Annotated in this window: 20 protein-coding genes, 1 pseudogene and 1 riboswitch; of the genes and pseudogenes, 8 read left to right on the top strand and 13 right to left on the bottom strand. The window is 68.2% G+C overall.

Annotated features, from left to right (window positions below; translation table 11 throughout):
- Positions 1-70: 70 nt before the first annotated feature.
- Genes Q8Q88_RS15055 through Q8Q88_RS15065 form a run of 3 tightly spaced genes read left to right on the top strand, consistent with a single transcriptional unit; the run spans position 71 to position 1,403 of the window.
- The gene (locus tag Q8Q88_RS15055; RefSeq protein ID WP_254834544.1) at positions 71-295 is read left to right on the top strand and encodes a F0F1 ATP synthase subunit C; all 225 of its coding nucleotides are present in this window, start codon (positions 71-73) and stop codon (positions 293-295) included.
- Positions 296-314: 19 nt separating this feature from the next.
- Positions 315-908, top strand: coding sequence for a hypothetical protein (locus tag Q8Q88_RS15060; RefSeq protein WP_305676005.1), 594 nt, complete (start codon positions 315-317; stop codon positions 906-908).
- A 3-nt stretch (positions 909-911) separates the two neighbouring features.
- A complete protein-coding gene (locus Q8Q88_RS15065) occupies positions 912-1,403 on the top strand; it encodes an ATP F0F1 synthase subunit B (RefSeq protein WP_305676006.1) in 492 nt (163 codons plus the stop codon).
- 63 nt (positions 1,404-1,466) lie between these two features.
- On the opposite strand, the gene Q8Q88_RS15070 is transcribed toward Q8Q88_RS15065, so the two are convergent.
- The 7 genes from Q8Q88_RS15070 to Q8Q88_RS15100 form a co-directional block, all read right to left on the bottom strand.
- Positions 1,467-1,778: a hypothetical protein gene (locus tag Q8Q88_RS15070; RefSeq protein WP_305676007.1), complete on the bottom strand. Its 312-nt coding sequence runs from the start codon at positions 1,776-1,778 to the stop codon at positions 1,467-1,469.
- A 130-nt stretch (positions 1,779-1,908) separates the two neighbouring features.
- Positions 1,909-3,489 carry an aminomethyl-transferring glycine dehydrogenase subunit GcvPB gene (gcvPB, locus tag Q8Q88_RS15075; protein WP_305676008.1) on the bottom strand — a complete coding sequence of 527 codons (1,581 nt, stop codon included), beginning with the start codon at positions 3,487-3,489 and terminating at the stop codon, positions 1,909-1,911.
- On the bottom strand, positions 3,486-4,832 hold the full coding sequence (gcvPA, locus tag Q8Q88_RS15080) for an aminomethyl-transferring glycine dehydrogenase subunit GcvPA (RefSeq protein ID WP_305676009.1): 1,347 nt from the start codon (positions 4,830-4,832) through the stop codon (positions 3,486-3,488). The genes gcvPB and gcvPA overlap by 4 nt, the downstream gene beginning before the upstream one ends.
- 5 nt (positions 4,833-4,837) lie before the next feature.
- Entirely contained in the window at positions 4,838-5,203 is a 366-nt protein-coding gene (gene gcvH / locus Q8Q88_RS15085; RefSeq protein ID WP_305676010.1) for a glycine cleavage system protein GcvH, read from the bottom strand.
- Positions 5,204-5,217: 14 nt separating this feature from the next.
- A complete protein-coding gene (gcvT, locus tag Q8Q88_RS15090) occupies positions 5,218-6,330 on the bottom strand; it encodes a glycine cleavage system aminomethyltransferase GcvT (RefSeq protein WP_305676011.1) in 1,113 nt (370 codons plus the stop codon).
- Positions 6,331-6,499: 169 nt separating this feature from the next.
- A riboswitch (glycine riboswitch) is annotated at positions 6,500-6,593 on the bottom strand.
- Between the two features lie 55 nt (positions 6,594-6,648).
- A complete protein-coding gene (argS, locus tag Q8Q88_RS15095; protein ID WP_305676012.1) occupies positions 6,649-8,433 on the bottom strand; it encodes an arginine--tRNA ligase in 1,785 nt (594 codons plus the stop codon).
- A complete protein-coding gene (locus Q8Q88_RS15100) occupies positions 8,430-9,110 on the bottom strand; it encodes a Tat pathway signal sequence domain protein (RefSeq protein WP_305676013.1) in 681 nt (226 codons plus the stop codon). Before Q8Q88_RS15100 ends, argS begins: the two co-directional genes overlap by 4 nt.
- Positions 9,111-9,238: 128 nt before the next feature.
- On the opposite strand from Q8Q88_RS15100, the gene ispH reads away from it, so the two are divergent.
- On the top strand, positions 9,239-10,198 hold the full coding sequence (ispH, locus tag Q8Q88_RS15105) for a 4-hydroxy-3-methylbut-2-enyl diphosphate reductase (RefSeq protein ID WP_305676014.1): 960 nt from the start codon (positions 9,239-9,241) through the stop codon (positions 10,196-10,198).
- Here the strand turns inward: ispH and Q8Q88_RS15110 are convergent.
- Complete coding sequence (locus tag Q8Q88_RS15110) at positions 10,195-10,422, bottom strand: hypothetical protein (protein WP_305676015.1); 228 nt, start codon at positions 10,420-10,422, stop codon at positions 10,195-10,197. The genes ispH and Q8Q88_RS15110 overlap by 4 nt on opposite strands.
- Positions 10,423-10,508: 86 nt before the next feature.
- Here Q8Q88_RS15110 and thrB point away from each other — a divergent pair, with 86 nt between their 5' ends.
- Positions 10,509-11,474, top strand: a complete 966-nt coding sequence (gene thrB / locus Q8Q88_RS15115; RefSeq protein WP_305676016.1) for a homoserine kinase — start codon at positions 10,509-10,511, stop codon at positions 11,472-11,474.
- A complete protein-coding gene (gene rnhA, locus Q8Q88_RS15120; protein ID WP_305676017.1) occupies positions 11,471-11,914 on the top strand; it encodes a ribonuclease HI in 444 nt (147 codons plus the stop codon). The genes thrB and rnhA overlap by 4 nt, the downstream gene beginning before the upstream one ends.
- Positions 11,915-11,950: 36 nt before the next feature.
- On the opposite strand, the gene Q8Q88_RS15125 is transcribed toward rnhA, so the two are convergent.
- On the bottom strand, positions 11,951-14,662 hold the full coding sequence (locus Q8Q88_RS15125; protein ID WP_305676018.1) for a TonB-dependent receptor: 2,712 nt from the start codon (positions 14,660-14,662) through the stop codon (positions 11,951-11,953).
- 174 nt (positions 14,663-14,836) lie between these two features.
- Here Q8Q88_RS15125 and Q8Q88_RS15130 point away from each other — a divergent pair, with 174 nt between their 5' ends.
- A complete protein-coding gene (locus Q8Q88_RS15130) occupies positions 14,837-15,316 on the top strand; it encodes a MarR family winged helix-turn-helix transcriptional regulator (RefSeq protein ID WP_305676019.1) in 480 nt (159 codons plus the stop codon).
- Here Q8Q88_RS15130 and Q8Q88_RS15135 read toward each other — a convergent pair.
- The 3 genes and pseudogenes from Q8Q88_RS15135 to Q8Q88_RS15145 form a co-directional block, all read right to left on the bottom strand.
- Entirely contained in the window at positions 15,276-15,728 is a 453-nt protein-coding gene (locus Q8Q88_RS15135; RefSeq protein ID WP_305676020.1) for an NfeD family protein, read from the bottom strand. The genes Q8Q88_RS15130 and Q8Q88_RS15135 overlap by 41 nt on opposite strands.
- A gap of 30 nt (positions 15,729-15,758) precedes the next feature.
- A pseudogene (locus Q8Q88_RS15140) lies at positions 15,759-16,717 on the bottom strand (SPFH domain-containing protein); the annotation flags it as partial.
- Between the two features lie 30 nt (positions 16,718-16,747).
- Complete coding sequence (locus tag Q8Q88_RS15145; protein ID WP_305676022.1) at positions 16,748-17,167, bottom strand: TIGR02301 family protein; 420 nt, start codon at positions 17,165-17,167, stop codon at positions 16,748-16,750.
- A 92-nt stretch (positions 17,168-17,259) separates the two neighbouring features.
- On the opposite strand from Q8Q88_RS15145, the gene Q8Q88_RS15150 reads away from it, so the two are divergent.
- Positions 17,260-17,799: a YbjN domain-containing protein gene (locus Q8Q88_RS15150; protein ID WP_305676023.1), complete on the top strand. Its 540-nt coding sequence runs from the start codon at positions 17,260-17,262 to the stop codon at positions 17,797-17,799.
- Here Q8Q88_RS15150 and Q8Q88_RS15155 read toward each other — a convergent pair.
- Positions 17,796-18,713: a LysR family transcriptional regulator gene (locus Q8Q88_RS15155; RefSeq protein WP_305676024.1), complete on the bottom strand. Its 918-nt coding sequence runs from the start codon at positions 18,711-18,713 to the stop codon at positions 17,796-17,798. The two genes, Q8Q88_RS15150 and Q8Q88_RS15155, sit on opposite strands and share 4 nt — an antisense overlap.
- Positions 18,714-18,822: the final 109 nt, after the last annotated feature.

The raw sequence follows: 18,822 nt of genomic DNA on the forward strand, positions 1-18,822 counted from the left end.
CTATCTCAACGAGGTCGTGAACTTCGGTCACGGCCACTAACCCAAGCTACTTCTCAAGAGGACTATTCAAATGGAAGCTGAAGCCGCGAAGCTTATCGGCGCTGGCCTCGCCACCTCGGGCATGATCGGGGCCGGTATCGGCCTGGGCACCCTGTTCGGCAACTACCTGCAAGCCGCAATCCGCAACCCGGCCGCCGCCGCCAGCCAGCAGACCATGCTGTTCCTGGGCATGGCCCTGACCGAAACCATGGGCCTGTTCGCCTTCGTGGTCTCGCTGATCATCCTGTTCGCCTAAGCCTGCGACCGAGCGCCCCATGGCGATGCAATCTCACGACGACGCTGCCGCGACGGGTAACGAACCCGCCGCGCCCGGCCATGAGGCCGGGGCCGCGGGCGCTCACGAAGGCGCGGCGGCTGGACACGAGTCCAGCGGCCTGCCGCAATTCGACTTCTCCCAGTGGCCCGGGCAGATCGCCTGGTTCCTGATCATGTTCTTCGTCGTGATGGCGTTCATGCGCTTCTTCACGACGCCGAAGCTGGGCGGAACCATCGAGGCGCGCGAAGGCAAGATCGCCGGCGACATCGCCGACGCTCGCCGCATGAAGGACGAGGCCGACACCCAGGCCCAGACCGCCGCGGCGGAGACCACCCTGGCCCACGCCAGGGCGCGGAAGGTGGCGGCCGACGCTCGGGCCAAGGGCCAGGCCGAGATCGCCGCTCGCCTCGCCGAGGAAGAAGCCAAGCTGGCGGTCGTCGCCGCCGAAGCCGAGGCGCGTATCGGCAAGGCTCGCGACGCGGCCATGGCCAATGTCGCCACGATCGGGCGCGAAACCGCCCAGGCGATCGTGGCGAAGCTCACCGGCAAGGCCGCCACTCCGGCCGAGCTGGCCGCCGTGGCGAAGGGATAGACGATGGAACTGCTGCTCGACACGCACTTCTGGGTCGGCGTCGCCCTCGTCGTCTTCCTTGGCATCCTGGTGTTCGCCGGGGTGCACAAGTTCGCCTGGAAGGCGCTCGGCGACGCCGGCGCCAAGGTCCAGGCTCAGCTCGACGAAGCCGCTGCCCTGCGCAACGAAGCCCAGGCGCTGCTGGACGACATCAAGCGCCAGCGCGATGCGGCCGAGACGACCGCGGCCGAAATGCTGGCCAACGCCCAGGAAGACGCCAAGCGCATGGCGATCGAAGCCCAGGCCAATCTCGAAGACCAGATCAAGCGCCGCGGCGCCCTGGCCGAACGCAAGATCGCCAACGCCGAGGCCCAGGCCGCGGCTGAGGTCAAGGCCGCCGCCGCCGAGTTCGCCGCCCAGATGGCGGAGGACGTCCTGGTCAAGCGGCTGGTCGGCGCCTCCAGCGATCCGCTGGTCGACGGCGCGATCAAGCAGCTGGCGACCAAGCTGCAATAGGCTCGCCGGATCCAGATACGAAAACGGCGGGCCTCGCGGCCCGCCGTTTTTTATTTGGTGCGGCTATTCGGCCGGGGAAACCTGCCGCTTCCTGCGCCGCAGCAGGCGGCGGAGCGGCGAGATCACGCGGGGATGGGCGTGGTGCAGGCGCACGAAGTGGCGCCGCGCCTTGAACGAATTGCGCAGGATGACCATCAGCCCGACCACGATGACCGGAATGCCGCCGGGACCCGGGATCGGGGCGATCAGCACGCCGAGCAGGACGATCAAGGCGCCCAGGGCCACGAAACCAGCGCGCACGAGTCGCGCCGCGAATTCGCGGTTGGCGTCGTCGGGCGCGCGATGAGCGCGCATGCTGGGCATGGCGTAGGACACGTACGTTCAACCTGGGTGTAGCGCCCGCGCGCCGTTCTTGGGGAGGACCGGCGGTCGGGCTTACTTCGATATGAGAACGTACTAGGGAGTCGTAAAGACGACCCTGCAGTTAAATTTCGTCCATTCGTTGCTATTCAGCTGCAATCGGCGCCGGAGACACACCTGCGAGTTCCGGTTTCCACGTCAAGCGGGGTTTCCGGGCCGCCAGGGTCTCGTCCAGCCGCCGCAGGGGCGCGAGGTAGGGCGCCCCCCTGAACCGATCGACATCCCCCGCCTTGGCCGCCTGGGCCAGCAGGACCAGGGCGTGGCAGAACCGGTCGAGCTCCTGCCTGGACTCCGTCTCGGTCGGTTCGATCAGCATCGCCCCGTGCACGACCAGGGGGAAATACATGGTCATGGGGTGGAAGCCCTCGTCGATCATCGCCTTGGCGAAATCGAGGGTGGTGACGTCGGTGCCCTCCAGCCAGGCGTCGTCGAACAGGGCCTCGTGCATGCACGGGCCGTCCGGGAAGGCCGGGGTCATCACGGCCGAGAGCTTGGCCTTGATGTAGTTGGCGTTCAGCACGGCGTCCTCGGCCACCTGGCGCAGGCCGTCGGAGCCATGGCTCAGCATGTAGGCGTAGGCGCGGACGAACATGCCCATCTGGCCGTGGAAGGCGCTCATGCGGCCGAAGGCCTGGGCGGCGTCGCCCTCGGCGCCCTCGACCAGCTTGAAGCCCTCGCCGTCGGAGACCACCCAGGGGGCCGGCGCGAAGGGCGCCAGGGCCGCGGACAGCACCACCGGGCCCGCACCCGGCCCGCCGCCGCCATGGGGCGTGGAGAAGGTCTTGTGCAGGTTGATGTGCATGGCGTCGACACCCAGGTCGCCGGGGCGGACCCGGCCGACGATGGCGTTGAAGTTGGCGCCGTCGCAGTAGAAATACGCGCCCGCCTCATGGGTCAGGCGGCCGATCTCGATGACGTCGCGCTCGAACAGGCCGCAAGTGTTGGGATTGGTGACCATGATCGCCGCCACGTCGGGCGAGAGCTTGGCCGCCAGGTCGGCGATATCGACCCGGCCGTCGTCGGTCTGGGCGATCTCCACCACCGAATAGCCCACGAAGGCCGCCGTGGCGGGATTGGTGCCGTGCGCCGAGGTCGGCACCAGGACGGTGCGGCGATGGCCCTGGCCGTTGGCCTCGTGCGCCGCCTTGATGGTCAGCAGGCCGCAGAGTTCGCCGTGTGCGCCGGCCTTGGGCGACATGGCCACCGCAGGCATGCCGGTGAGAGTCTTTAGCCAATGAGCCAGGCGGTCGATCAGGGCCAGGGCGCCCTGGACCGTCGACTGCGGGCTGAGCGGATGCAGGTCGCCGAAGCCGGCCAGCCGCGCCATCTTCTCGTTGAGGCGCGGGTTGTGCTTCATGGTGCACGAGCCCAGCGGATAGAGCGCCAGGTCGATGGCGTGGTTCTTCTGGCTGAGCCGGACGTAGTGGCGCATGGCCTCGGGCTCGGAGAGCCCCGGCAGGCCGATGGGCGCCGTGCGCACCAGGTCGCCCAGGTCCGACGCGTCGTGCTCGGCGGGCGCGAGGTCGACGCCGGTCTTGTTCCAGCCGCCCATCTCGAAGATCAGGGCCTCGTCCTGCAACAGGCCGCGCCCGCCGCTCAGCGACCGGTGGGAGGTCTCGAGGACGGCCTCGGGACGGGTCGGGCGGCCCACATTGAGCATGGTCATTGGCCGGTCCTCCGGGCGAGGGCGTCAGCGAAGGCGGCGATGTCCGTCGTGGTGGTGGTTTCGGTGGCGGCGACCAGCAGGACGTCGTCCATGCCGGCCTCGGGCGCCAGGCGCGAGAACGGCACCCCGGCGACGATCCCGTCGGTCAGCAGGGCCTCGACCGTGGCCGCTGCGTCGCCCCTCAGGCGAATGGCGAACTCATTGAAGAACCGCGGCGTCAGGATCTCGACGCCCGCGACCTTGGCGAGCGCGTCACGCAGCTCGCGGGCCTTGGAGTGGTTGAGCTCGGCCAGCTCGCGCAAGCCTCGTTCGCCCAGCAGCGACAGGTGGATGGTGAAGGCCAGCGCGCAGAGGCCCGAGTTGGTGCAGATGTTCGACGTCGCCTTCTCGCGGCGGATGTGCTGTTCGCGGGTCGAGAGGGTCAGCACGAAGCCGCGCCGGCCCTCGGCGTCCACCGTCTCGCCGCACAGGCGGCCGGGCATCTGGCGGACCAGCTTCTCGCGGCAGGCGAAAAGGCCGACATAGGGGCCGCCGAAGTTCAGGCCGTTGCCGATCGACTGGCCCTCGGCCACGGCGATGTCGGCGCCCATCTCGCCGGGAGACTTCAGCAGGCCGAAGGAGACGGTCTCGGTGGTCACCACGATCAGCAGGGCCCCGGCGGTGTGTGCGGCCTCGGCGATCTTGCTGACATCGGTCACCACGCCGAACACGTTGGGGGTCTGGACCACCACGCAGGCGGTCTCGGCGTCGATGGCCTCGATCACCGCGGCTTCGGCGTCGATGGCGGCCGGCAGGCGGGTGATGTCCATGCCCTCGGCATGGGCGATGGTCTGGGTGGTGGCGGCGTAGTGCGGGTGCAGGCCGCCCGAGACCACCGCCTTCTTACGGCGGGTGACCCGTTGGGCCATCATCACCGCCTCGGCGCAGGCCGTGGAGCCGTCGTACATCGAGGCGTTGGCGACCTCGAGGCCGGTCAAGGCGGCCACCTGGGTCTGGAACTCGAACAGGACCTGCAGCGTGCCCTGGGCGATCTCCGGCTGGTAGGGCGTGTAGCTGGTCAGGAATTCCGAACGCTGGATCACGTGGTCGACCGTGGCCGGCACGTGGTGGCGATAGGCGCCCGCCCCGCAGAAGAAGGGTCCCGCCCCCGCCGGCCGGTTCATGGCCGCCAAGCTCGAGAGTTCCCGCTCCACCTCCAACTCGCCCGCATGCAGCGGCAGGTCGAACAGGTCGGCCTTGCGGGCGGCGGCGGGAACGTCGGCGAACAGGTCGTCGATCGATCCGACGCCTATGACACCGAGCATCTCGGCGCGGTCGGCGGGGGTAAGCGGGAGATAGCGCATGGGTCTTACAGGGTCCCCAGGAAGTCTTCGTAGGCGGCGCGGTCCATCAGGGCCTCGTACTCAGCCTTGTCGGCGATCTTGATCTTCGCGAACCAGCCGGCTTTTTCCGGTTGGTCATTGACCGTCTCGGGCGCGTCGCCCAGGGCGGCGTTGCCCTCGACCACCTGGCCGGAGATCGGGGCATAGACGTCGGACGCGGCCTTGACGCTCTCGACCACCGCCAGGCCGTCGCCAGCCTTCACGGTCTTGCCAGCCTCGGGAGTCTCGACGAACACCACGTCGCCCAGCTGGTCGGCGGCGTAGGCGGTGATGCCAATGGTGGCCACGTCGCCCTCGAGGACGACCCATTCATGGTCCTTGGTGAAACGCATCTGGGCGGTCCTTCTCAGAGCTTGCGGATATAGCGGTGGGGAACGAAGGGCATGGCGGTGACTTCCGCCGCCTGCGGCTTGCCCCGGACGATGACTTTCAGCTTCGTGCCGGCCGCGGCGAGCGCGGGGGGCACGAAGCCCATGGCGATGGGCTTGCCCAGCGAGGGCGAGAAGCCGCCGGAGGTGACGACCCCGACCACGTTCCCAGCCTCGTCGGCGATTTCGGCGCCCTCGCGGGCCGGGGCGCCTTCCAGCACGGTCAGGCCGACCCGCTTGCGGCTCACCCCCTCGGCCAGTTCCTTGGCGATGCGGGTGGCGCCCGGAAAGTCGCGGGCGTCGCGGCGTTTCTTGGAGACGGCGAAGCCCAGGTCGGCCTCGATAGGGCTGACGGTCTCGTCGACGTCGTGACCATAAAGCGGCAGGCCGGCCTCCAGGCGCAGGCTGTCACGGGCGCCCAGGCCGATGGGCCGGACCCGCTCGTCGGCGCACAGCAGGTTCCAGACCCGCTCGGCCTCGGCGGCTGGGACCGAGAGCTCGTAGCCGTCCTCGCCGGTATAGCCCGAGCGCGAGACGATGACGTCGGTCCCGAAGGCTTCGAACGAGGCCGAGTCCATGAAGACCATCCTAGCGGCCTGGGGCGCATGCTCAGCCAGAACCTCGGCGGCCTTGGGCCCCTGCAGCGCAATCAGCGCCCGGTCCTCCAGGCGGTCGATCCGCACCTGGCCGGCCAGCTCGTTGTCGATGACCTTGAAATCGTTGTCCTTGCAGGCGCCGTTGACCACCACGAACAGGCCGTCGTCGTCGGGCCGGGCGGCCATCAGGTCGTCGATGATCCCGCCCTTTTTGTTGAGCAGGACAGAATAGCGCTGCTTGCCGGGCTTCAGCCCGATGAAGTCGCCGGGGGTGATCTCCTCGAAGGCCGAGAGCGGCGAGACCCCGCGCAGGCGGGCCTGGCCCATGTGAGAGACGTCGAACAGGCCGGCGTTCTCGCGGGTCCAGAGATGCTCCTTCAGCACCCCGTCCCTGTACTGCACGGGCATGGAATAGCCGGCGAAGGGCACCATCCGCGCGCCGGCGGCGATATGCGCGGCGTTGAGCGGTGTGGTCTTCAGGGTCTCGTCGGACACGCTTGGACTCCGGCTGATGATTTCGCGCGCGCACGGGAAGGCTTCCCGCAACGCATGCGCCCCCGCTGTCCCTGATGCCTGAGAGATTTAGAGCCCTCCACGTGTCGGAAGACCCCCTGCTCCTTCGGCGAGCGCCCTCGAACGGGGGCGCCTACTTTCCAGCGTTCATCAGCTCTGCGCGGTCCTTTTGCCTGAGCGTTTCCGGGGCGGTTGCGCCTTCGGCTCCGGACCCCGAAAGGCCCGATCTCTCCCGCGAGAGTCGAGGCGGAACCTGTTCGAACAGGGCGCCCAAGTCAATGCGCCAAGTCGCGCCGGGCCCTACATCCGGTCGGGCGCTTCGATCCCCAGCAGGTCCAGGGCTTGCTCGAGTTGGCGTAGCGTCGTCTGGGCGAGCGCCAGGCGCGAGGCCCGGACCGTCGGCTCGGCGGTCATGATCGGGCAGGCCGCGTAGAACTTGGAGAAGGTCTGGGCGAGCTTGTAGGCGTGCTCGGCCAGGAAGTTCGGCGCCTTCTTGTCATAGGCGTCGGCCAGAGCCTGGTCGAAGGCGTCCAGCAGCAGGACCAGGTCGCGCTCGGCCGGCTCGGAGATGGTGATCTCGCCGGCCTCGACGCCCTCGTCGGCCGCACGGCGCAGGATCGATTTCACCCTCACCGCTTGATAGAGCAGGTAGGGACCGGTCTTGCCCTCGAAGCTGGAGAAGCGGTCCAGGTCGAAGACATAGGACGTGCCGCGGAAGTTCTGCAGGTCGGCGAACTTGAGCGCCGCCACCGCCACCTTGTGGGCGGTCTCTTCGAAGGCCTCGGGATCGAGTTCGGCGCCGAGACCCGCCTCGTGCAGCCGCTCGCGGGCCTTGTCACGGGTCATGACGATCATGTCGTTCAGCTTCAGCACCCCGCCCTCGCGGGTCTTGAAGGGCTTGCCGTCGGTCCCGTTCATGGTGCCGAAGCCCACGTGCTCCAGCTGGCCCTCAGCGGCGTAGCCGGCGATCTGGGCGGCGCGGAAGACGATCTCGAAGTGATCGGCCTGGCGTTGGTCGACCACATAGAGCACCTGGTCGGGGCCGAAGGTCGCGTTGCGGTCGACGATGGTCGCGAGGTCGGTCGTGCCGTACATGGCCGACCCCTCCGACGAGACCACGAGTAGCGGCGGCAGCTCGCGCTTGTCGCCCTGACGGGTCACCCGGATGATCCGCGCGCCCTGGTCGTCGACCAGCAAGCCCTTGGCGTCCAGTTCCTCGACCATGGGGGCGATCAGTTCGTCGACGTCGCTCTCGCCCTTCCAGAGGTCGAAATCGACGCCCAGCGCATGGAAATCGCGCTCCAGGGCCACCTGGGTGACCTTGGCGAAGTGCCCCCACAGGGCGAAGTGGCCGGCCTTGCGCGCCTGGAGTTCGGCGGTGAGCCTGCGGGCGCGATCGCGATAGTCCGGCTCCGACTTGCCGCGCGCGGCGGCCTCCGGATAGAGCCGGTCCAGGTCGGCGAGACTGACCTCGCGTTCGAAGGTGGCCAACGCCTCGGCTTCGACGGCCTCGCCGGCGTTGAGTGCGTCGACCGCCTGCTTCACCGCCGGCTTCTCGTCGGTGACGGCCCCGATCAGCAGGCCCATCTGATAGCCCCAGTCGCCGAAATGGGCGTCGCCCACCACGGTGTCGCCCCGGAACCGGTAGATGCGCTTGATCGATTCGCCGATGATCGAGGCCCGCAGGTGGCCCACATGCATGGGCTTGGCGACGTTGGGCCCGCCGTAGTCGACTAGGACCCTGCGCGGCGCGGCGACCGGCTCGGCGCCCAGCCGCGGATCGGCGGCGATCTCCCGGGCCCGCTGCGACAGGGCCGCGTCGCTGAGCTTGAGATTGATGAAGCCGGGTCCAGCGATCTCCACGCCGGCCAGGCGCGTATCGCCCGCCAGGCCCGCGACGACCTCGGCGGCCACCTCGCGCGGATTGCGCCGGGCGCGCTTGGCGGCCGGCAGGGCGCCGTTGCACTGGAAGTCGGCGAGATCGGGCCGGTCGGACGGCGTCACGCGGCCGAGTTCGGCCGGCAGTCCCGCCGCGGCGAAGGCGGTCCCGACCGCTTCGCTGAGGCCCCGCTTCAGATCGCTCATCGAGGTTCGGCGGCGCCCGCGACCGTGGCCTGGCCGGCGTTCACCCGGAAGCGTTTGCCGTCCCGGTTGAAGGCGGCCATCTGCGGCGTCACGTCGAAGCCGACCAGGATCTCGAAATTGCCGCCGCTGGTGGTGGCCGTGGCGCGCGGAATGGTGATCTGGCCGATCTCCTCGGTGGCGTAGATCCGGTCCTGGCCCTCGGCGAACTTCACCGGCAGATCGAAGTACTGCTTGGTGATGACGCTGTCGTTGCGCTTGGTCACCGCCACCCAGTAGCGGTAGCTCTTGGTGTCGGCGGTCGCCTGCGGGCCCCTGCCCAGTTCGAACAGCACCTCCATCGTCACCTTGATGGGGTCGCTGTCCTTGTATTGGCAGCCGGCCGAGATGCCCTGGATCTCGCCCGAATAGGCGACATTGGCCGAGGCTTCGCGGTTGTCCTTGAACTCCACATAGCGCGCGGCGTCGTAGAGCACCTTCACATAGGGGCAGGGCCCGGCGTTGCGCAGGGCCGGCAGCGGCGCCTGGACGTCGCTCCATTCGCTCTGGCGCTTCTTCTTCTTGGCCGCCTCCTGCTCCTGGCGCTCCTGGTCGTTGGGGCGGCGCTGGGCGGCGGCAAGCTCGGGAACCGCGGTGACGGCCAGGGAGAGGCCGGCGGCGAGCAGAAGGGAACGGCGCATTGGGGGTCGTCCAAACATGAAGGGCTAAGGGCCGTCTCCGGCCCCCGCGGTCGGTCTCCTACTAATGGCTATCGATTGAGGCCGCAACGCGGCTGGCGGCGAAGCCTGCGAGCCCCTAGTTTGTCGCCATGTTGCAAGAGCCCCGTCCCCGCCGTCCGCTCAAGGTCCTGCTGGCCACGCCGCGCGGGTTCTGCGCCGGTGTCGACCGCGCCATCCAGATCGTCGAGCGCGCCATCGAGAAGTATGGCGCTCCGGTCTATGTGCGCCACGAGATCGTCCACAACCGACATGTGGTGGACCGGCTGAAGGCCCTGGGCGCGGTGTTCGTCGAGGAATTGTCGGAGTGCCCCACCGACCGGCCGGTGGTGTTTTCCGCCCATGGCGTGCCCAAGTCGGTGCCCGCCGAGGCCAAGGGCCGCCAGATGCTCTATCTCGACGCGACCTGCCCCCTGGTCTCCAAGGTGCACGTCGAGGCGCAACGGCACTTCGACTCCGGCCGCGAGATCGTGCTGATCGGCCATGCCGGCCATCCCGAGGTCGTCGGCACCATGGGACAGCTGCCCGACGGCGCGGTCACCTTGATCGAGACCGTCGAGGACGCCCGGGCCTACACGCCGAAGAACGCCGCCAATGTCGCCTTCGCCACCCAGACGACCCTGTCGGTGGACGACACCGCCGAGATCGTGGCGGCGCTGAAGGAACGCTTCCCCGAGATCTCCGCGCCCCACAAGGAAGACATCTGCTACGCCACCACCAACCGTCAGGACGCGGTCAAGGCCGTGGCGTCTCAGGCGGAGGTCCTGCTGGTGCTGGGCTCGGCCAATTCGTCGAACTCCGTTCGACTGGTCGAGGTTGCGCGGCGCTCGGGCGCCCAGACCGCCCATCTGATCGATGACGCCGCCGGCCTGGACCTGTCCTGGCTGGAAGGGGTCTCCACCGTCGGGATCACGGCTGGCGCCTCGGCCCCGGAGGATCTGGTCCAGGGTCTGATCGACCGCCTGGGCGAAGCCTTCGAGGTCACGGTCGAAGACGTCGACACCGTACGCGAAACGGTGAGCTTCAAGCTGCCCCGGCTGTTGAGCGCCTAGGTTTCCAGAGCCTGGAAGGTTTTGTTGTAGCGTTTCAGGAAGGCGCGGCCGCGGCCGGCCCGCACCTCGTGGTCGATGTCGAGCTCGGCGGTGGCGGTGACCCCGTGCGGAGTCCGCTCGACATGGATGACGTCGCCCACCTCCAGTTTGAGGACGGCGCGCGTCTCGTCGTCAAAGACGGCCACGACATCGGGCCCTCTCTGCTCAAGCTTCAATGCGATCATTGGGAGCCTCCAACCGGGGCAATCTAGCACGAGCCGATCCATGGCGTCTTGACCGCTCGCTCTGCCTCCCGCATCCCGGCGCCTGCATGGCCGTCTACACCGACATCACCGACGAGGAGCTCACCGAGCTGCTCTCCGCCTTCGACCTCGGCGCGCCCGTCTCGCTGAAAGGCGTGGCTGAGGGCGTGGAGAACTCCAACTTCCTGCTGGAGACCGAGATCGGCCGCTACTTTCTGACGATCTACGAGAAGCGGGTGCGCGAGGCGGACCTGCCCTTCTTCCTGGGGCTCATGCACTGGCTGGCGGACCGCGGTTTTCCCAGCGCTACTCCCATCGCCGACCGGAGGGGCGAGACCCTCAAGCGCGTGCGCGGCAAGCCCGCCGCCATCATCAGCTTTCTGCCGGGGCTTTCCGTGCGCCGCCCCACCGCCGCCCACTGCCGCGAGGCGGGTGCGGGTCTGGCCTGGCTGCATCAGGCGGCCGAGGGCTATCCGAACCGGCGCGCCAACGACCTGGGCCAGGCGGCCTGGACGGGAATGTTCGAGGGGCTTGCGGGTGACGCCGAGGCGCTGAAGCCCGGTCTCGCCGCCACGATCCGCGCCGACCTGGAACGCATCGCGGCGAACTGGCCCGCGGGTCTGCCGACCGGCGTGATCCACGAGGACTACTTCCCCGACAACGTCTTCTTCCACGGCGGGCGGTTCGCCGGCGCCATTGACTTCTATTTCGCCTGCGTCGATGCGCTCGCCTACGATATCGCCGTGGCCTTGAACGCCTGGTGCTTCGAGCCGGACGGCAGCTTCAACATTACCTCCGCGCGCGCGCTAATCGGCGGCTACGAAAGCCGCCGGCCGTTGTCGGACGCCGAGCGCGCGGCCCTGCCGGTCCTAGCCCATGGGGCGGCCATGCGGTTCTTCCTAACGCGGCTGCACGACTGGGGGGCGACCCCGGCCGGCGCCCTGGTCAGGCCCAAGGACCCGCTGGAATACGAGCGCAAGCTGGCGGTCCACCGTTCCGCGCCGGACCTGGTGCTGTTCGGAGACCCCGCGTGACGCCCCAAGTGGTGATCTATACCGATGGCGCCTGTTCGGGGAATCCCGGCCCCGGCGGCTGGGGCGCGGTTCTGATCTCGGGCGACCATGTGCGCGAGATCTGCGGCGGCGAGCCCGCCTCCACCAACAACCGCATGGAGCTGATGGCCGCCATCCAGGCGCTGGAGGCGCTGAAGAAACCCTGCAAGGTCGAGCTGCACACCGATTCGACCTACGTGATGAAGGGCATCTCGGAGTGGATCCACGCCTGGAAGAAGCGCGGCTGGATGACCGCCGACAAGAAGCCGGTCAAGAACGACGACCTCTGGAAGCGCCTCGACACCGCCCGCCTGCGCCATGACGTCGCCTGGCGCTGGGTGAAGGGCCACAACGGCCACGAACTCAACGAACGCGCCGACGCCCTGGCCCGCCAAGGCCTGAAGGACGCCCTCCCCGCCTGACGGAAGCTCCGGCGGGCAAGCCGCCGGAGCCCTGTCCTAGAACCCCTTGGTGATCGCGATCCCATAGAGGCGCGGATCGAGCAGGAAGATGCTGCGCGTCGCGCCCAGGTTCTCGTCGGCGATGTCGAAGCCGACGATGGTGTCCTCGTCCTGAAGATTCTTCACGAAGACCTGGATGTTGAGGTCGAGGTCGGCATTGGCCAAGATCAGGCTGGCGTTGACGTTGTCCCAGGCCCGGATGCCGTCGAAGCTGGCGTTATTGTAGCGCATGAAGCTGTCGGACTGGCGATAGTAGTCGCCCCGTAGCGTGGCGGTCCAGGCGCCGGGCAGCTCCCAGCGATACTGGGCGCCGAGCGACACCGTCCATTTCGGCGCATTGGGCAGCTCATTGCCTTTCAAGTCCTGCAGCACCCCCTCGCCGACCCCGCCGGTATAGAGCGAAACGCCCGGTCCGTAGGTGTAGGCGCCGGCCGCCAGGGCCGCGGCCGTGGCCGGCGCATTGCCCGCCGCCACCAGTCCCGCCGTCACCGAGGCCGCGCCCGAGCAGACCCGGTTGGCCATGGTCGCGGGACCGCCCGGCGCCTGCAGGATGGAGGCCAGGCCCGCGGCGTTGACGATGCAGCCGCCGGTGGTCGAGTTCCCATAGACGTAGGCCGGATTGCCCTGGGTCCGATTGAAGGAGTCGATCACCCGGCCCTTCTCGATGCTGGTGTCGAGATAACCGATATTGGCGTTGAGCTTCACGCCGTCGATCGGCGCCCAGACCGACTCCAGCTCCAGGCCCTTGATCTTGGCGTCGATGTTTTCGTTGAACACCGATTTGTTGACGCTGCGGCCGATCTGGTAGCCCTGATAATCGTAGTGGAAGGCCGTCAGGTTCAGCAGCAGGCGGCCGTCCCACAGGGTGTTTTTGAGGCCGAACTCGTAGGCGTTGACGAATTCCGGCTCGTATTCCGTCTTCAGGCCCAGGATGACGACCCCGGGCGGATTGAAGCCGCCGCCCTTATAGCCCTTCGAATAGGACCCGTAGATCAGGGTGTCGTCGGTGAAGCTGAGGTCCGGCGACCAGTCGACGTTCAGCCGACCCGTGGTCTCTTTGAACTCCACGACCTGCGGCGCGGTGAAGACCGGTCCGCGGCCCGGCGTGAACAGGGTCGAGCCGGAGCCGCGGGTCCATTTCTCATCGTCGGTGTAGCGCAGGCCGAGCGTCGCGCGCAGGGTCTCGGTGGCCTGCCAGTAGAGCTCGCCGAACACCGCCTTGGACTTGAGTCGGTACTCGGTGCGGCTGACGAAGTAGTTGTGGCCCGAGAAGTCCGGCTCCTTCAACGGGTCGACATAGGCGGTCGGCACCAGCAGCTTGACCGCTGCGGTGGCGGCGTTGGCCGCCACATAGGTGAAGTTGAGCGCCTCGTAGTCGAGATAGATCCCACCGATATTGAAGTTGAGCGGTCCGTCGAACTTCGACTGCAACCGCACCTCCTGGGTCCACTGCTCCGAGTGGCCGATCACGCCGGACTCGCTGACCAGCCGGTCCACGCGCCCGATCTGCGGATCGTTCAGGAAGCCGTCCGGGGCGCGCGGACCGATGGGGAAGACCACGGACGAATAGCCGCCCGTCGAGTCGCCGCGGGAGTAGTTCTCGTTCTCGTTATAGCTGGTGAGCGAGGTCAGGGTCAGCGAGGGGGTCATGTCCCACTCGATATTGGCCTCATAGAGTTCGGTGCGGGGCCGATAGGTCGGACGGCCCAGCACCTCTACCTCACGCAGGTCGCGGGAGATCGTCTTACCCAGGAAAGAGTCCACCGGCTGCAGGCCGATCTGTCGCGCCAGGATGCCGGTGAAGGTGGAGAGCTGGTTGGTCGTTCCGAACGCGTTGGGATCGTAGACCGAGGCCGGCAGACAGCCCTGGGTCAGGCCGGCCTGGGCCGCGCCGGTGGGCACGCCGAGCACCGAGGTCAGGCCGACATCCTTGACGCAGAGCTGCTTGCGCGCGCCGCGCGTGTCGTCCTCCGAGAAGCTGTCCCACAGCAGGAAGCCGCGCAGGGTCTCGGTGGGCGTGAACGCCAGGGTCACCCGACCGGCCCAGATATCGCGGCTGTCGATGTCCTGACCGTTCAGGGTGTTGCTGGTGTAGCCGTCGCGCTGCAGGGCGAAGCCCGCGGCCCGCAAGGCCAGCCTGTCGCCGAGGGGCACATTGATGAAGGCCTGGTACTTCAGCGCCTTGTAGTTGCCGAACTCGGCGGTGATCGAGGCGTCGAACTCATCCGCCGGCTTGTTGGTGATGATGTTCACCACCCCGCCGGTGGCGTTGCGCCCGTAGAGCGTGCCCTGCGGCCCGCGCAGCACCTCCACCCGCTCGACATCGTAGAACTCCGCGTCGGCCAGCCGGTTGGCGGTGAGCGGCACGTTGTTGTGGTGGATGCCGACCCCGTCGTCGCCCGACAGGGAGATGAGCTGGGCGCCGACCCCGCGGATCTGGAAATTGGTCCGCAGCGCCCGACGGGTGAAGCTGAGATTGGGCACCGACTGCACGAGCTGGCCGCCGGTGTCGATGCCTTGGGCCTTGAGGGTCTGCTCGCTGAAGGCCGATACAGCGATCGGTACGTCCTGGACCGACTCCTCGCGCTTCTGGGCCGTGACGATCAGTTCGTCCAGCAGCGAGCCCTCGGTATTCTGCGCCTGGGCCCAGCCCGGCGTCGTGCAGGCCAGCGCAAGCGCCGACACAGACACCATCCATGCCTTGGTCATTTCTTCCCTCCCACATTTCTACGGCCCTCATCAGCCGGGGCCGGTTGCGTCCAACGCCAAACAAATTTGACGGAACGCTGAAATGTTGAGCCGGCGAACATTGTTCGGATAGCGATCTTGACCGTGCGGAAGGACACACCATCTAGTTCAAGATTAAACGACTGGAGGGGGCCTATGCCGCCAGCCTTGAAAGACCGTCCCGACGTCGCCGTGTTCAACGAGATCGGGATCATCGAACACCTGATGCGCCATTCGGTGAGCGCGCACCTGCCGCCCGGCGTGACCTACGCCCATTTCGAGATGCTGATGAGTTTCACCCGGTCAGGCGATGGCCAGACGCCGGCGGAGCTGGCGCAGGCGATGATGATGACCAAGGGGGCGATCACCAACATCCTGCAGAAGATGGAGGCGCTTGGCCTTGTCTGCGTGCTGGCCGATGTGAAGGACCGCCGCAAGAAGCGCGTCCGCCTGACCCGGGCCGGGGCCCAGGTCTACGAACAGATCCTGCGCGATATGAAGTGGAAGATGGACGCCCTGCGCGAGGGCTTTACCGACAACGAGTTCCGCCAGGCCCTGCCGTTCCTGCGCTCGCTGCGGACCTTCCTGGGCGAAATCAGCGAGCAGCCCGAACCCGAAGCCTCGATCCTCCGCTGAGGCCGATCACCTCGACATCGACCCCGGCCGGGAGGCTCTCGCCCTCGTCCAGTTCGGCGGCCCACTCCTTGCCGTCGATGAGCACCCGGCCCGAGCGCCCGTCGAAGGGCGCGGCGGCCTTGCCGCGGTGGCCGACCAGACGCGCGACATTGTCATTGATGTCGGCGACCTCCACGGTCCTTGCTGGCCAGAACCGGCGCGCCAGCAGGGTCGAGACGATGGTCAGGCCCGCGAACAGGCCGATCTCCTGGGCCGGCGTGTCGAGCACCCCGCTGAGCAGGCCCACAACCCCGGCCGAGGCCGTGGGCCATAGCAGCCAGCCCGAGCCGGTGGCCACCTCGACCGCGAGGATCGCGGCCCCCAGGGCCAACCAGACCCAGAGTGTGTGATCGGCGTAGATCTGGGCGAACATGTCCATGCTCCTCAGGCTCCGGTGGGCGGAACCGCCGGGCGGCGGGCTGCTGGCGGCGCGGGCGGCCTGGGCGGCGGCGGGGTGTCGCTCTTGATGAACTTCACCAGTTCGCCAACCCCTGCCAGGGAGCCGACCAGGGCCGACATCTCGGCGGGTACGATGACGGTCTTCTGATGCGGGCTCTCGGCCAGCTTGGCGAAGGCCTCGACATATTTCTGGGCGACGAAATAGTTGATGGCGTTGACGTCGCCGCGGGCGATGGCTTCCGACACCATGGTGGTCGCCTTGGCCTCGGCCTCGGCCTCACGCTCGCGGGCCTCGGCGTCGCGAAAGGCCGCTTCGCGGCGGCCCTCGGCCTCCAGGATCGCGGCCTGCTTGGCGCCCTCGGCGCGGGCGATGGCGGCGGACTTCTCGCCGTCCGCCTCGGTGATCACCGCCCGGCGCTCGCGCTCGGCCTTCATCTGGCGCGCCATGGCGTTGGTGATGTCCGGCGGCGGCATCAGGTCCTTGATCTCGATCCGCGCCACCTTGACGCCCCACGGGCTGGTGGCCGAGTCGATCACGTGCAGCAGGCGGGTGTTGATCTGGTCGCGCTGCGACAGCACTTCGTCCAACTCCATGGAGCCGACCACGGTGCGCAGGTTGGTCATGCAGAGCTGGGCGATGGCGTAGTTGAGATTGTCGACCCGGTAGGCGGCCGCCGCGGCGTCCATCACCTGGATGAAGACGATGCCGTCGACCTTCACCACGGCGTTGTCCTTGGTGATGACCTCCTGCTGGGGCACGTCGAGGACCTGCTCCATCATGTTCATCCGCTGGCCGATCCCCTCGATGAACGGCGCCAGGAAGGTGATGCCGGGCTTCAGGGTGCGGGTGTAGCGGCCGAACCGTTCAACGGTGAACTCGCGCCCTTGGGGCACGATCTTGATGGCGGCGAACAGGATCACCAGCGCCAGCACCAAGAATACGAGTGAAGCGGTAAGCTCCATGACAACCTCCCCGAGAACCTGAGGCGAAGCTTAACGCGGGCGGGCAGGCTCCGCCATGTCCGTTGAAGGCTCGGATTCGGCGACCGACACAGCGACCTTGGCGCGGGCCAGGCGCGCGGAGAGGTCCCGCCCGTGGCCGGCCACCGCGACCTGGGCGCGCTTCACCCCCGGGCCGCAGCGGGGGAACTCGCTGCGCCGGGCGACGAAGCCCGCGTTGAAGCCTTCCTTGATCTGGCGGTCCAGCCCGGCGTCGGGCTGTTCGGCCTCGACCAGACGGATCATCCGGTTGCGCCAATACTGGTCGCCGGTCCCGGAACAGGCCTGGCGCAAGGCGTGGCTCTCGCCCAGAACATAGGCCAGTTCCGCCAGGGCCTGGCGCCCTTCGGGGCTGCGCTCCTGGGCCAGGGCCGGCAGGGGGGCGAGGGCGAGTACGGCGAAAATCCAACGCATGGCCCCAGTTAATGCGGCCGGCGGCGGCTTGTCACGGGCGCCTTAATTCCGTCTGCTAGCCAGTGGACTTGAGCGGCCCTGGAGCCCGACCGATGCGCCTCGCCCTGTTCGCCATCCTCGCCTTCCTGGCCGCCGGACCCGCCGCGACCGCGCCGGCCAAGCCCGCCGCCGCCAAGCCCGCGGCCCCGAAAGCCGTCGCCAAGCCTGGCTTCGACGCCCGCGACCCGGCCGCGGTCGCGGCCTTGCTGGCCGGCGCCGGCGTCAAGACGGAGACCGCCCGCGGCGGCGAGGGCCAGGTCGCCATGAAGGTGGTCACCCCCGGCGGCGGCTTCGGGATGCAGTTCGCCAACTGCGACGCCAAGGGCAAGGCCTGCGCCGGGGTGGCCTTCTCCACCGGCTTCGATCGCCAGACGCCGACCCTGGCCCATATGAACCTCTTCAACCGCACCCAGTTCGCCTGCCGCGGCTTCACGGGCGAGGACGGCAAGCCCAATGTCATGTACTCGACCCTGCTCACCTCGCGGATGACCGCCGAGGACATGAAGCAGCACCTCGGTGTCTGGCAGGGCTGCCTGGGGGCGTTCGCCCAGTTCACCCGTGATCCAGCCGGCTTCCTGGCCGCCAACAGCTAGGCGTTCGTGGTCCAGGTCGCCGCGGCGAGCCGCTCCACCAGGAAATCGAACAGCACCTGTACGCGGGCCGGGCGCAGGCGCCCCGGCGGGCTGACCAGGTGCAGGGCCGGCCGCGGCGGGCTCCAGTCGCACATCACCGCCTCCAGCCCGCCGTCCAGCAGGTCGCGCCAGCAGATGAACTCCGGCTGCAAGGCCACGCCCAGCCCGGCGCGGAGGGCCGCGCCCAGGGCCTCCGAATTGTTGACCCGCATCTGCCCGCTGACCGTCACGGTCTCGTCTCCATCCGTGGCGTGGCTGAACCGCCAGGTCTCCGGGCTCTCGACGTTCGAGTAGGTGAAAGCCCGGTGGTGGGCGAGGTCGCGCGGATGGGCCGGCCGGCCATAGGCCTCGAAATAGCCGGGCGCGCCCACTAGCATGATCCGCATCTCGCAGATCCGCCGGGCCAGCAGCGAGGAGTCGGCCAGCCGCGCGATGCGGATCGCCAGGTCGTAGCCCTCGGCTACCAGGTCGATCCTCTCATCGGCCAGGTTGAGATCGACGGAAACCTCCGGATAGCGGGCCAGGAAGTCCGGCAGGATCGGGGCGAGATGCAGCAGGCCGAAGGACATCGGCGCGGCCAGCCGCACCTGGCCGCGCGGGATCGCCGACTGGGCCGCAGTCTCCATCTCCACCGCCTCGCCCTCGGCCAGGATGCGGTTGGCCCGCTCCAGCGCCGCGCGACCGCTCTCGGTCAGCGACAGCCGCCGGGACGTCCGGTGGAACAGGCTGGCGCCCATGCGCGCTTCCAGCCGGCTGACCGCCTTGGAGACCGTGGCCTTGGAGAGGTCCAGCTCGCTCGCGGCGCGGGCGAAGGCGCCGGTCTCGGCGACCTTGGCGAACACCGCCCAGGCCTCGAAGTCGGGAAGTTTCGACATGACGATTTCCGAAACGATTTGTTTCCATCGTTTCTATTTCGAAACCCTGGGGAGCGGCTACCTTTATCTCGACAGCGGCGCTCACCCACGGAGCGCCCGGGAGACAGAC

The sequence above is a fragment of the Phenylobacterium sp. genome (assembly GCF_030697925.1).
Classification (GTDB): domain Bacteria; phylum Pseudomonadota; class Alphaproteobacteria; order Caulobacterales; family Caulobacteraceae; genus Phenylobacterium.